The organism is Streptomyces sp. NPDC087440 (assembly GCF_044744005.1).
GTDB lineage: Bacteria > Actinomycetota > Actinomycetes > Streptomycetales > Streptomycetaceae > Streptomyces.
Map to the genome: position 1 here is coordinate 211,684 of NZ_JBIUXN010000016.1, position 12,363 is coordinate 224,046.

Consider the following 12,363-nt stretch of genomic DNA (forward strand, 5'->3'; position numbering starts at 1 on the left):
GCCCGCCTCCCCCGGCATCCGGGGAAGGCGGGCCGTCCGCATGGCACGCGGCGACGCGTCGGAGACGCGCGTCAGATGAAGGAGTTGATCTCGATCGTCTCGGTGCGGCCGGGGCCGACGCCGATCGCGGAGATCGGTGCGCCCGACATCTCCTCCAGGGCCTTCACGTACGCCTGCGCGTTCTTCGGCAGGTCGGAGAAGGTCTTGGCCTTGGTGATGTCCTCGGACCAGCCGGGGAGCTTCTCGTAGATCGGCTTCGCGTGGTGGAAGTCGGTCTGCGAGTAGGGCAGCTCCTCGACGCGCTTGCCGTCGATCTCGTACGCGACGCAGACGGGGATCTCCTCCCAGCCGGTCAGCACGTCGAGCTTGGTGAGGAAGAAGTCCGTCAGGCCGTTCACGCGGGTGGCGTAACGGGCGATCGGGGCGTCGAACCAGCCGCAGCGGCGGTCACGGCCGGTGGTGACACCGCGCTCGCCACCGATGCGGCGCAGCGCCTCGCCGTCCTCGTCGAACAGCTCGGTGGGGAAGGGGCCCGCGCCGACGCGCGTGGTGTACGCCTTCAGGATGCCGATCACGCGGCTGATCTTCGTCGGGCCCACGCCCGCACCCGTGCAGGCGCCGCCCGCGGTCGGGTTCGAGGAGGTGACGAAGGGGTACGTGCCGTGGTCGACGTCGAGCAGGGTGCCCTGGCCGCCCTCGAAGAGGACCACCTTGTCGTCGTCCAGCGCCTTGTTCAGGATCAGCGTGGTGTCGGCGACGAAGGGCTTGATCTGCTCCGCGTACTGGAGCATCTCCTCGACGATCCGCTCCGCCTCGATGGCGCGGCGGTTGTAGAGCTTGGTGAGCAGCTGGTTCTTGGTCTCCAGCGCCGCTTCGACCTTCTGGGTGAGGATCGACTCGTCGTAGAGGTCCTGGACGCGGATGCCGACGCGGTTGATCTTGTCCGCGTAGGTCGGACCGATGCCGCGACCCGTCGTACCGATCTTCCGCTTGCCGAGGAACCGTTCCGTCACCTTGTCGACGGTGACGTTGTACGGCGTGATCAGGTGGGCGTTGCCGCTGATCAGAAGCTTGGACGTGTCGACACCGCGGTCATTCAGCCCACTCAGCTCGGAGAGCAGGACGGCGGGATCGACGACGACACCGTTTCCGATGACCGGCGTGCACTCAGGCGAGAGGATTCCGGAAGGGAGAAGATGCAGCGCGTACTTCTGGTCGCCAACGACAACCGTGTGGCCGGCGTTGTTGCCGCCCTGGTAGCGCACTACATAGTCAACGGATCCACCGAGCAGGTCGGTGGCCTTTCCCTTGCCTTCGTCACCCCACTGAGCACCGAGCAGCACAAGTGCGGGCACAGGCGTACACCCCTTCCGGGCGGGGCATGTCCAAGGTCAAGGGGCGTACGCGATGACGTGCACCGACGACTGTGTCGGCGTACGGGACGTCTCCTGACGTCCGTCGCGTGCCTTGACCGCTGAACGAGCTGCCCCGGAATAGACGAAGCCCCTGGCGCAATAGCGCAAGGGGCTCTTGCACAAAGATGCTACCCGAGGAAGGACCGAGGTGTCGGCTCCCGACCAGCTCATGGTGGTCATCGACCCGGTCGCCCGGCGTATGGACGGCGAGTCCGTACGCATCGCGAAAGACGTGCTGTGTGCCGGGGCACGCACAAAAATCTCTCTTCCGGAGAGTGCCGAGGAGTTCGCGCGGGCCCTTGCCCGCCGGGGCCGAAAACGGCTGGTCGTCATCGGCGACGACCGCGCGCTGCTCCGTACGGTGGGCCTCCTGCACCGGGAGCGGGAGCTGGCGGACGGCGATCCCCTCGGCCTGGTCCCGGTGGGCGACCGGGTGGTCCTGGCCCGTTCGCTGGGCGTGCCGACGGGCACGGTCGCGGCGGCCCGAGCGGTCCTGGAGGGGGCGTCGCGGCGGCTCGACCTGCTGGTCGACGACAGCGACGGCGTGGTCCTGGGCGGGCTGCGCGTCCCCGCCCTCTCCCCCTCCGGCCCCGGCGCGGCCTCCGGCGGCCCGCCCTCCGTGTGGACGGCCTGCCGCTCCCTGGTCCGCACCCTGGTGCGCCCGACCCCGCCGAAGCGGCTGCTGACGTACCGGCTGCGGGTGGAGGCGGACGGGGTGCTGCTGAGCGACCTGGACGAGGCGGTGGAAGGGGTGTCGGTACGTTCCCGGGGCGGCGGCACGGTCGAGGTCGAGGTCGCGGGGCCCCCGGGCGTCTCGGCCGCGTCCGCCAGCGCCCGCACGGTCACGGTCTCGGGCCCGGACTTCCGCTACCGGGCGGACGGCACGGTGGGCGGCCCGGTCCGGACCCGGACGTGGACGGTGCGGGAGGGGGCGTGGGGGTTGGTGGTGCCGGGGGGCGGGTGAGGGGAGGCGGGGCGGGGTGGGCCGCACAGGTCCGCCGCCGCCCCGCCCCACCCCGTACCGGAGGCCGGGGCCCCTGCGCCACGTCCCTACGCCACGTCCCTGCGCCGCAGGCCCGCCAGCCCCGCCGCCACCAGTGCCGCCGCCACGCCCGTCAGGACCAGCACCGGGGTCCAGGCCATCTCCGCCCCCGGCACCTTCGGCAGGTGGCCGAACGGGGAGATCCGCAGCAGCGCGTCCGGTGCGCCGATCACCGGGCCGATCCAGCCCACCGCCAGGCACAGGCCGGTCAGCCCCCACGCGGCCGGCGTGAGGGTGGGCAGCACCCCGTGCAGCAGGACCGCGAGACCGGCCAGCGTCCACACCGCCGGAACCTGGACCAGGCAGGCACCCAGGACCGGCCCGAAGGACTTTCCGTACCCGAGGGCCAGGCCCAGCCCGCCGCACAGCAGGACGAGGACCGAGCCGCCGAAGGCGATGACGAGGTGGCCCGCCGCCCAGCGGAGTCGGCCGACCGCGCCCGCGAGGACCGGTTCGGCCCGGCCGGAGGTCTCCTCGGCGTGCAGCCGGAGCACGGACCCGACCGCGTACAGCGCGGCGACCATGCCCAGCATGCCGACCATCGCGGCGAGGAACGCCTCGTCCAGGGCCCGGCTGCCGCCCATCCGCTGGAAGATCTCGGCGGTCTTGGCGTTGCCGCCGACCAGGTCGGTGACGCCGCTCGTCATGCCGCCGAAGAGCAGCCCGCAGGCCAGGAAGCCCGCCGCCCACGCGACGACGGTGCCGCGCTGGAGGCGCAGGGCCAGGGCGTACGCCGAGGTCAGGCGCCCGGTGGCGGGGCCGGGCCGGGCGGGCAGGAAGCTCATGCCCACGTCGCGGCGGGCGGCCAGGGTTTGTGCCGCCCACGCCAGCAGGGCGGCGCTCGCGAGCAGCAGGATCAGCGGGAGGGCACGCTCGTCGGCGTACGGACGGATGTTGGCGGTCCACCCCAGCGGCGAGAGCCAGTTCAGCACCGACGAGGAGTCGGTCGTCGCGGCGTCACCGGCGGCGCGCAGGACGAAGGAGGCCCCCAGGACGGCCACCGCGAGGCCCTTCGCCAGGCGGGCGCTCTCGCTGAGCTGGGCGGTGACGGCCGCGACCCCGGCGAAGAACATGCCGGTCGCGCCGATCCCGAGCCCGAGGGCCAGGGAGCCGGTCGCGTCCTGCGTGGAGGAGGCGAGGCCCGCGCAGGCGAGGAGGGCGAGGGCGGTGTTGGCGATCAGGGCGGTGAGCAGGGCGGCGGCGAGCGGGGCCCGGCGCCCGAGCGTCCCGGCGGAGAGCATCTCCTGGCGCCCGGTCTCCTCTTCCTCCCTGGTGTGCCGTACGACGATGATCAGGCTCATCGCGCCCGCCATGAGGGCGACGAAACCGCCCAGCCGCCAGGCGACGAGGCCGCCGACGGAGGTGTCGAAGACCGAGCCGTAGAGCGCGCGGAGCGAACCGCTGCCGGCCATGGAGGCGGCGACTTTCGCGCGCTCGGCTGCCGTTCCGTACAGCTCGTCGACCGTCCCAGCGCCGCTGCTCATGGTGACGCCGAGGACGAGGACCCAGACGGGCAGCATGACCCGGTCGCGGCGCAGGGCGAGCTTCAAGAGGGTTGCCAGGCCGGTGAGTTGACCACCGGCCGGGACAGGGGCTGCGACGGCACTCATCGTACGAGCGCCTCCTCACTGGTCTCGTCGCTGTAGTGGCGCAGGAACAGCTCCTCCAGCGTGGGCGGCGTGCTGGTGAGCGAGCGGACACCGGAGGAGGTGAGGGCGGACAGGACCGCGTCGAGCTTGTCGGTGTCGACCTGGAGGCGGACCCGGTTGCCCTGGACGTCGACGTCGTGGACGCCGGGGAGGGTGGCGACCCCGTTGGGGGCGGAGGCCAGTTCGGCGGAGATGGACGTACGGGTGAGGTGGCGCAGTTCGGCCAGCGAACCCGTCTCGACCGTCCGCCCCTGCCGGATGATGCTGACCCGGTCGCAGAGGGTCTCGACCTCGCTGAGGATGTGCGAGGAGAGGAGTACGGTCCGCCCCGCGTCCCGGGCCTCCTCCACGCACCGCTGGAAGACGGACTCCATCAACGGGTCGAGCCCGCTGGTGGGTTCGTCGAGGATGAGGAGATCCACGTCCCGGGCGGCGAAGGCGGCGACGAGGGCGACCTTCTGTCGGTTGCCCTTGGAATACGTACGCCCCTTCTTCGTCGGGTCCAGCTCGAAGCGCGCGATCAGCTCGGCCCGTCGCGCCGGGTCGAGGCCGCCCCTCAACTTCCCGTACAGGTCGATGACTTCGCCCCCGGAGAGGTTGCGCCACAGGGTGACGTCTCCGGGGACGTACGCGATCCGCCGGTGCAGCGCGACCGCGTCCCGCCACGGGTCGCCGCCGAGCAGCTGCACCGCCCCGGAGTCGGCCCGCAGGAGGCCGAGGAGGACACGGATGGTGGTGGACTTGCCCGAGCCGTTGGGCCCGAGGAAGCCGTGAACCTCGCCGGAGCGGACCTCCAGGTCCAGTCCGTCCAGTGCATGCGTGCGGCCGAAGGACTTGTGCAGTCCGGCCACGCTGAGTGCGTTGGTCATGTTTTTGAACGTACGCTCACTTCACAAATTTGTGAAGTTAAGGAAACGTATAAAGTCGGGGATACGATCGAAGGGCGTCGAACAGGGGAGAAGATGAGGCGATGACCAGCGTGAACGACAAGGGAGCCGACCAGCACCCCCTGACCGCCCGCCCGGACGAGGCCGCCGTGTCCCGCTTCGTCGAGCGCTTCGCCGGCGAACTGACGGACGCGGGCATGCAGCGCATGTCGTCCCGCGTCTTCGCCGCGCTGCTCGCCTCCGAGACCGGGGCGATGACCTCGACGGAACTCTCCGAGCGGTTGCAGATCAGCCCGGCGGCGGTGTCGGGCGCGATCCGCTACCTCACCCACGTGAGCATGGTCCGGCGCGAACGCGAGCCGGGCACCCGGCGGGACCGCTACGTGCTGCACGACGAGCTCTGGTACGAGATGTTCGGCAAGCGGGACCAGATCATGGTGCGCTGGGAGGCAGTCCTCCTGGAGGGCGCGGAACTGCTGGGCCCCGACAGCCCGGCGGGACGCCGGATGGCGGAGTCGGCGGACTTCTTCGCGTTCGTGCAGAAGGAGATCCCGCTGATGATGGAACGGTGGCGGGCCCAGCGGGAGGGACTCCGGGAGGGATGACGGGCCCGGCTACCGGCCGGCCCGCCCGACCGCCCTGCGGGCGGCCCGCCCCCGGAGCGGACGCACCCACACCAGGGCGTCGCCGCCCGGCAGCGAGACCACACCGCCTCGCACGAAGTCGCCGCAGAACCACAGCACGGCCTCGGGCCCGGGGTCGGCGGCCTGGAAGCGGTTGCGGGTGGTGGCCACGGAGAACGGCAGCAGAAGTCCGCTTCCGGGATCAGTCAGCACCACGACGGGTGCGCCCAGCCGTCCACGCACCGTCACCGCCCGGCACACCTGCCAGGGAAAGCTGCGCAGGACGCGCCGCATCCGGCGTGCCGCCCGCAGCGCACCGGCGCCGAGCCCCAGGGAGACGAGCGCATATCCGACGGGCTCCGGGGTCGCGGGGGCGGCACCGGTCGTGATGAGAACGGCAACGAGGCAGGCCAGGGTGATGCCCACGGCCGTCAGGAGATGGGCCCGGAGGCAGTACACGTCCAGGCCGTAGGACGTCTCGTCAGGGGCGAGGACCGGCTTGAGCGGGAGGGGGCCGGCCACCCCGCGATCTTCCGTACCGTCCACGGCGCACTGCCCCTTCCGGGTCAGGTCGTTCCGAGTAGCGCTGCGCGCGGTCGAAGCGAGGCGTCACCCCGGCACCCCGGCACCCCGGCACCCCAGCACCCCAGCACCCCAGCACCCCAGCACCCCAGCACCCCGGCACCCCAGCACCCCAGCACCCGGCCATCCGACCACGGCTCCGGCAGGGCTCCCCAGGGGGCCGCCCCGGCAAGTCCCGCCGGACCGCCCTGCCGGAACCGGGCAGAACGGCGCCCACGCGGGAGCGAGCGAGGTCTGCCCCCAGAGGCCCCCGGTCCGCCCCCGCTCCCCCGGGGGCCACCTCCCCGTAACCCAGGATTCAGACACCCTTGCGACCCTCGCTCAATGCGACCCCCCGTGCCCACCCCGCCCGCCGCCCTCTATTTCGGCGCGCCCGCCGAGGGCCCCGCACGGAAGAATGGGGCCATGAGCCAGCAGCAGCCCAGCACCGGTGCCAGCAAGAGCAGCACGAGCGCCGACGTTCCTGTTCAGCACACGCAGCCGTCCGTCGGGTCCATCGCCGCGCACCGGCCGCACACCCTGGCCGCCGCACCGGCCTCCGGGCTCGATCCGGATCTGGATTCCGACCTCGACATGTACGAGGAGGGGGAGGGGGACCAGGAGGGGACCCCGCTGCCGCAGGGACGGTTCCTGGACCGGGAGCGCAGCTGGCTCGCGTTCAACGAGCGGGTGCTGGAGCTGGCCGAGGACCCCACCACGCCCCTCCTCGAACGGGCTAACTTCCTGGCCATCTTCGCCAGCAACCTCGACGAGTTCTTCATGGTGCGGGTGGCCGGGCTGAAGCGGCGGATCGCGACGGGGGTGGCCACACGGTCCGCCTCCGGGCTCCAGCCGCGCGAGGTGCTGGACCTGATCTGGACGCGTTCGCGCGAGCTCATGGCCCGGCACGCCGCCTGTTTCCAGCAGGACATCGCCCCGGCGCTGGCCGACGAGGGCGTTCACCTCATCCGCTGGCCGGACCTGACGGAGAAGGAGCAGGCCCGCCTCTTCACCCTGTTCCGGCAGCAGATCTTCCCGGTGCTCACCCCGCTGGCGGTGGACCCCGCGCACCCCTTCCCGTACATCTCGGGGCTGTCGCTGAATCTGGCCGTCGTCGTGCGCAACCCGGTCAGCGGGCACCGGCACTTCGCGCGGGTGAAGGTGCCGCCGCTGCTGTCGCGCTTCCTGGAGGCCTCCCCCGAGCGGTACGTCCCCCTCGAAGACGTCATCGCGGCGCATCTGGAGGAGCTGTTCCCGGGGATGGAGGTCCTCGCCCACCACATGTTCCGGGTGACCCGGAACGAGGACCTGGAGGTCGAGGAGGACGACGCCGAGAACCTGCTGAAGGCCCTGGAGAAGGAGCTGATGCGGCGCCGCTTCGGGCCGCCGGTGCGCCTGGAGGTCGAGGAGTCCATCGATCCGTACGTACTGGACCTGCTGGTACGGGAGTTGAAGGTCAGCGACGCGGAGGTGTATCCGCTGCCCGGGCCGCTCGACCTCACCGGGCTGTTCGGCATCGCCGGGCTCGACCGGCCCGAGCTGAAGTACCCGCGCTTCATCGCGGGCACCCACCGCGACCTCGCCGAGGTCGAGTCGGCGTCCGCGCCCGACATCTTCGCCGCCCTGCGCGAACGCGACGTGCTGCTGCACCACCCGTACGACTCCTTCTCGACCTCCGTCCAGCTCTTCCTGGAACAGGCCGCCGCCGACCCGGACGTGCTGGCCATCAAGCAGACCCTGTACCGGACCTCGGGCGACTCGCCGATAGTGGACGCGCTGATCGACGCCGCCGAGTCCGGCAAGCAGGTCCTCGTACTCGTCGAGATCAAGGCCCGCTTCGACGAGCAGGCCAACATCAAGTGGGCGCGGAAGCTGGAGGAGGCGGGCTGCCATGTCGTGTACGGGCTCGTCGGGCTCAAGACGCACTGCAAGCTGTCGCTGGTGGTCCGCCAGGAGGGCGACACGCTGCGCCGGTACAGCCACGTCGGGACGGGCAACTACCACCCCAAGACGGCCCGCCTGTACGAGGACCTGGGGCTGCTGACCACCGACCCGCAGGTCGGCGCGGACCTCTCGGACCTCTTCAACCGGCTGTCCGGGTACTCGCGGCGCGAGACCTACCGCCGTCTGCTCGTCGCCCCCAAGTCCCTTCGGGACGGCCTCATTTCGCGGATCAACCAGGAGGTCGCGCACCACCGCGCGGGCCGTCCCGCGTACGTCCGCATCAAGGTCAACTCGATGGTCGACGAGGCCATCATCGACTCCCTCTACCGGGCCTCCCAGGCGGGCGTCCCGGTCGACGTGTGGGTGCGCGGCATCTGCGCCGTGCGGCCGGGCGTGGCGGGGCTGTCCGAGAACATTCGCGTACGTTCCGTACTCGGCCGGTTCCTGGAGCACTCCCGCGTCTTCGCCTTCGGCAACGGCGGCGAGCCCGAAGTCTGGTTCGGCAGCGCCGACATGATGCACCGCAACCTCGACCGCCGCATAGAGGCCCTGGTCCGGGTCACCGACCCGGCCCACCGGGCCGCCCTGTCCCGCCTGCTGGAGACCGGCATGTCGGACACCACCTCGTCCTGGCACCTCGGCCCGGACGGCAACTGGACGCGTCACGCCACGGACGCGGACGGGCACCCCCTTCGCCACGTACAGGAAATGCTGATCGACGCCCGGAGGCGCCGACGTGCCACGCCATGAACCCATCGCCGAAGCTTTCGTTACGTCAACTCCGCCTGCCCGCAGGGGTGGTGAGGTGATGCTCGCCGAGCACCTGAACGCCCAGGCCGCCGAGTTCCTGCGGGCGCTGCGGCGGCACCGGGAGGGCTCGGACGCCACCGACCCGGTGCAGTCCGCGCGCTCCGCCCTCGACATGCGGCGCGCGGCCCGCCGGATCGGGGGTGCGCTGCACACCTTCCGGCCGATGACCGACACCGCCTGGGCGGACCCGCTGCGGGCCGAACTCGCCTGGCTGAGCGGGACGTTGGCCCGAGAGCACGCGTGTTCGGCGCGGCTGGGGAGGCTGCTGGAGGCGATGGAACGGCTGGGGGCGGCGGCTCCCGTCCCGGGGCAGCGGGAGGAGGGGGCCGCCGCGTCCGTACGGGAGAACGCGCTCGGCATCGCCCGGGCCGCCGCCCTGCTGGAGCGGCAGCTCACCCTCGCCCGCACCCGCGCCCACTCCGCCGCCCTCCAGGCCCTCGGCTCCTCCCGCTTCCACGCCCTCGCCGACGCGGTGGCACTGCTGGCCTCGGACGCACCCGTGGTGCCCGGCGACCCGTACGAGCACGCGGCGCGGGCCGGGCGGCGGCTGACCGAGGCGGTGGACGCGCTGCCGCTGGGGCGGGCGGCCCGCCCGTACAACGCGGAGGCCGTCCACGACGGGCAGGACTCCCCGTGGCACCACGTACGCCTCCTCCTGCGCCTGCACCGTTACGCGGCCGAGGTCACCGGGGGCGACACCAGTGCCCTCGCGGAGGCGGGCCGCTCCCTGGACCGGCACCGGGACGCGGCGGAAGCCGCCGCGGCCGCGTCGGCGGCGGCCCGAACCGCCCGCATCGCACCCGCTACGGCGTACGCCCTCGGGGTACTCCATTCCTCGCAGCGCCACGAGGTCGAGGCGGCCCGCTTCGCCTTCCAGCGGGCGTGGCGGCAGGCGGTGGTGGTGATGCCGGGATGAGCGTTTCGGGCAAGGGGGTCGTGCTGGCGGCGGGGTGCGTGCTGTGGCGGCGGGGGCCGTACGACGGGGAGGTGGAGGTGTGCCTCGTGCACCGGCCCCGGTACGACGACTTCTCCTTCCCGAAGGGGAAGCTGAAGCGCGGCGAGGACGCGCTGGCCGGGGCCCTGCGGGAGGTCCTGGAGGAGACGGGCTTCCACTGTGTGCCGGGGGCGCGGCTGCCGACGGTGCGGTACGTGGTCGGGGGGCGGCCGAAGGAGGTCGCGTACTGGGCGGCCGAGGCGGCGGCGGGCTCTTTCGCCCCGAACGCCGAGGTCGACCGGCTCCTCTGGCTCCCGCCGGGGGCGGCCACCAACCGCCTCACCCAACGCCGCGACCGCCCTCTCATCCCGGCCCTCCTCTCCTCCCTGCGCCCTGCCTGAGCCCTCGGGGGCCTTCCGGGGGGCGGAAGCCGGCCTTCCCGGGGGGGGCGGAAGCCGGCCTTCCGGGGGGGGCGGAAGCCGGCCTTCCGGGGGGGGCGGAAGCCGGCCTTCCGGGGGGGGGGCGGAAGCCGGCCTTCCGGGGGGGCGGAAGCCGGCCTTCCGGGACACCTGACTCTCCGGGCCACCTGCACTTGCGGGACGCCTTCCCCCTTCCCCCCCGCCCCCTTGGGCGACGGGGCCGCCCTTCCCCTCCCTCTTCCCTAGCCCCCTTGGCCGACGGGGCCACCCTCCCCCTTCCCCTCTCGCCCCCTTGGCCGACGGGGCCGCCCTCCCCCTTCCCCCTAGCCCCCTTGGGCGACGGGACCGCCCTCCCCCTTCCCCCTAGCCCCCTTGGGCGACGGGGCCGCCCCAAGGGGGCGGAACGGGCGGGCAAGGGGGGCGGCCCGCCCGACACGGGCCCCGCCCCGTTCCGGCCCTCTCGCCACCGGCTCGCCCCGACACCGGCCCCTGGCCGAGCGCCTGCTCCGGACGCGCGTCCAAGGGGGCCCCGGCCCGCCCCCGTACCGGACACGCGGCCCCGTCCTGCCCAGGCAGAAGAGGCCCCAGACCCGCCCCTCCACCTAAAGCGCTCGCCGCGCGGCCATTGGACGGTTCCGTGCAGGTGCGTCGTGGCTGGTCGCGCAGTTCCCCGCGCCCCTGAAGGGGCGCCCCGCGCGGCAGAACCGCACGAGCAGCCCGGCACCGGCAAGCGCACCCCCGCCGCCAAGCACCGGCACGTGCCCGCCCGCCACGGTTCACCCCCCGTTCACTCTCCCCCGCAGCCCGCTTCACCTGATCTGCCTAATTTCGTACAGGCAGACGCAAGGGACCGGCCATCCGGCCGAGAAGTCCCACACCCCTCCCACCCACCTCGCACGCCGCCCGCCACAGGGCCCGGCGGCACCCGGAAGGAACCCAGAGAGTGATGAAGCTCCCGCGCAAGAACCGGCTCCGCGCCTCCGCATTCGGCGCCCTCGCCGTCTCCGGCGCCCTGCTCCTCACGGCGTGCGGCTCGGACAACAACAGCGGTGGCACCGGCGGGACCGGCGGCACCAACGCCGCCAAGAACGTCAAGTGCGAAGGCGCCAAGGGCAAGCTCCTCGCCTCCGGCTCCTCCGCGCAGAAGAACGCCATGGACCTCTGGGTCAAGAACTACATGGCCGCCTGCCAGGGCGTGGAGATCAACTACAAGTCCTCCTCCTCCGGCGACGGCATCTCCAACTTCACCGACGGCGTCGTCGGCTTCGCCGGCTCCGACTCCGCGCTGAAGCCCGAAGAGGTCGCCGCCTCGAAGAAGGCCTGCAAGACCGGCCAGGGCATCGACCTCCCGATGGTCGGCGGCCCGATCGCGATCGGCTACAACCTCCCCGAGGTCAAGGACCTGGTCCTGGACGCCTCCGCGATCGCCAAGATCTTCGACAGCCAGATCAAGAAGTGGAACGACCCGGCGATCGCCAAGCTCAACCCGGGCGCGAAGCTGCCGGACAAGGCCATCCAGTCCGTGCACCGCTCCGGTGACTCCGGCACCACCCAGAACTTCGGCAAGTACCTCGGCAAGGCCGCCAAGGCCGACTGGAAGTACGAGGCCGAGAAGAAGTGGCCCGCCGCCGGCGGCCAGGGCGCCAACGGCTCCTCCGGTGTCGCCGCCCAGGTCAAGCAGAACGAGGGCTCGATCGGCTACTTCGAGCTCAGCTACGCCACCTCGCAGTCCATCCCCACGGTGAAGGTCGCCACCGGCGCCTCCGCCCCGGTCGCCGCCAACTCCGAGAACGCCTCCAAGGCCATCGCCGCCGCCAAGATCAAGGGCACCGGCAAGGACCTGGCCCTGGAGCTCGACTACGCGACCAAGGCCGAGGGCGCCTACCCGCTGGTCCTCGTCACGTACGAGATCGTCTGCGACGAGGGCAACAAGGCCGACACCCTCCCGACGGTGAAGTCCTTCCTCAACTACACCGCCTCGGACGAGGGCCAGAAGGCCCTCTCCTCCATCGGCTACGCCCCGATCCCCGCCGAGATCAACGCCAAGGTCCGCGAAACCATCGCCGGCCTGAAGTAACC

The 12,363-nt window shown here is 72.2% G+C and carries 10 protein-coding genes; 6 read left to right on the forward strand and 4 right to left on the reverse strand.

What is annotated here, in order from left to right; translation table 11 throughout:
* Window positions 1-71: 71 nt before the first annotated feature.
* The gene (locus ACIO3O_RS28820) at window positions 72-1,355 is read right to left on the reverse strand and encodes an adenylosuccinate synthase (protein WP_189826828.1); all 1,284 of its coding nucleotides are present in this window, start codon (window positions 1,353-1,355) and stop codon (window positions 72-74) included.
* Between the two features lie 229 nt (window positions 1,356-1,584).
* Between ACIO3O_RS28820 and ACIO3O_RS28825 the strand changes: the two genes are divergently transcribed.
* On the forward strand, window positions 1,585-2,379 hold the full coding sequence (locus ACIO3O_RS28825; protein ID WP_401750854.1) for a diacylglycerol kinase family protein: 795 nt from the start codon (window positions 1,585-1,587) through the stop codon (window positions 2,377-2,379).
* Between the two features lie 86 nt (window positions 2,380-2,465).
* Here ACIO3O_RS28825 and ACIO3O_RS28830 read toward each other — a convergent pair whose 3' ends face one another.
* A complete protein-coding gene (locus tag ACIO3O_RS28830; protein WP_401750767.1) occupies window positions 2,466-4,067 on the reverse strand; it encodes an ABC transporter permease in 1,602 nt (533 codons plus the stop codon).
* Entirely contained in the window at window positions 4,064-4,975 is a 912-nt protein-coding gene (locus tag ACIO3O_RS28835) for an ATP-binding cassette domain-containing protein (RefSeq protein ID WP_401750769.1), read from the reverse strand. Before ACIO3O_RS28835 ends, ACIO3O_RS28830 begins: the two co-directional genes overlap by 4 nt.
* Window positions 4,976-5,076: 101 nt before the next feature.
* On the opposite strand from ACIO3O_RS28835, the gene ACIO3O_RS28840 reads away from it, so the two are divergent.
* On the forward strand, window positions 5,077-5,598 hold the full coding sequence (locus ACIO3O_RS28840) for a GbsR/MarR family transcriptional regulator (protein WP_401750770.1): 522 nt from the start codon (window positions 5,077-5,079) through the stop codon (window positions 5,596-5,598).
* Between the two features lie 9 nt (window positions 5,599-5,607).
* Here the strand turns inward: ACIO3O_RS28840 and ACIO3O_RS28845 are convergent, their stop codons facing one another.
* The gene (locus ACIO3O_RS28845) at window positions 5,608-6,138 is read right to left on the reverse strand and encodes a hypothetical protein (protein WP_401750772.1); all 531 of its coding nucleotides are present in this window, start codon (window positions 6,136-6,138) and stop codon (window positions 5,608-5,610) included.
* Between the two features lie 465 nt (window positions 6,139-6,603).
* Between ACIO3O_RS28845 and ACIO3O_RS28850 the strand changes: the two genes are divergently transcribed.
* The 4 genes from ACIO3O_RS28850 to pstS all read left to right on the forward strand — a co-directional run bounded on the left by ACIO3O_RS28850 (window position 6,604) and on the right by pstS (window position 12,361).
* Window positions 6,604-8,871 carry an RNA degradosome polyphosphate kinase gene (locus tag ACIO3O_RS28850; protein WP_401750775.1) on the forward strand — a complete coding sequence of 756 codons (2,268 nt, stop codon included), beginning with the start codon at window positions 6,604-6,606 and terminating at the stop codon, window positions 8,869-8,871.
* Between the two features lie 58 nt (window positions 8,872-8,929).
* A complete protein-coding gene (locus ACIO3O_RS28855; RefSeq protein ID WP_401750776.1) occupies window positions 8,930-9,847 on the forward strand; it encodes a CHAD domain-containing protein in 918 nt (305 codons plus the stop codon).
* Window positions 9,844-10,266: an NUDIX hydrolase gene (locus tag ACIO3O_RS28860; protein ID WP_401750778.1), complete on the forward strand. Its 423-nt coding sequence runs from the start codon at window positions 9,844-9,846 to the stop codon at window positions 10,264-10,266. Before ACIO3O_RS28855 ends, ACIO3O_RS28860 begins: the two co-directional genes overlap by 4 nt.
* 964 nt (window positions 10,267-11,230) lie before the next feature.
* Window positions 11,231-12,361, forward strand: coding sequence for a phosphate ABC transporter substrate-binding protein PstS (pstS, locus tag ACIO3O_RS28865; RefSeq protein ID WP_401750781.1), 1,131 nt, complete (start codon window positions 11,231-11,233; stop codon window positions 12,359-12,361).
* Window positions 12,362-12,363 lie beyond the last annotated feature (2 nt).

What these genes read in the sequence shown, in the direction of transcription:
- ACIO3O_RS28855 (WP_401750776.1), top strand. Translation starts at nt 8,930, where the DNA reads ATGCTCGCCGAGCACCTGAACGCCCAGGCCGCCGAGTTCCTGCGGGCG.
- ACIO3O_RS28825 (WP_401750854.1), top strand. Translation starts at nt 1,585, where the DNA reads ATGGTGGTCATCGACCCGGTCGCCCGGCGTATGGACGGCGAGTCCGTA.
- ACIO3O_RS28830 (WP_401750767.1), bottom strand. Translation starts at nt 4,067, where the DNA reads ATGAGTGCCGTCGCAGCCCCTGTCCCGGCCGGTGGTCAACTCACCGGC.
- pstS (WP_401750781.1), top strand. Translation starts at nt 11,231, where the DNA reads ATGAAGCTCCCGCGCAAGAACCGGCTCCGCGCCTCCGCATTCGGCGCC.
- ACIO3O_RS28835 (WP_401750769.1), bottom strand. Translation starts at nt 4,975, where the DNA reads ATGACCAACGCACTCAGCGTGGCCGGACTGCACAAGTCCTTCGGCCGC.
- ACIO3O_RS28850 (WP_401750775.1), top strand. Translation starts at nt 6,604, where the DNA reads ATGAGCCAGCAGCAGCCCAGCACCGGTGCCAGCAAGAGCAGCACGAGC.
- ACIO3O_RS28860 (WP_401750778.1), top strand. Translation starts at nt 9,844, where the DNA reads ATGAGCGTTTCGGGCAAGGGGGTCGTGCTGGCGGCGGGGTGCGTGCTG.
- ACIO3O_RS28840 (WP_401750770.1), top strand. Translation starts at nt 5,077, where the DNA reads ATGACCAGCGTGAACGACAAGGGAGCCGACCAGCACCCCCTGACCGCC.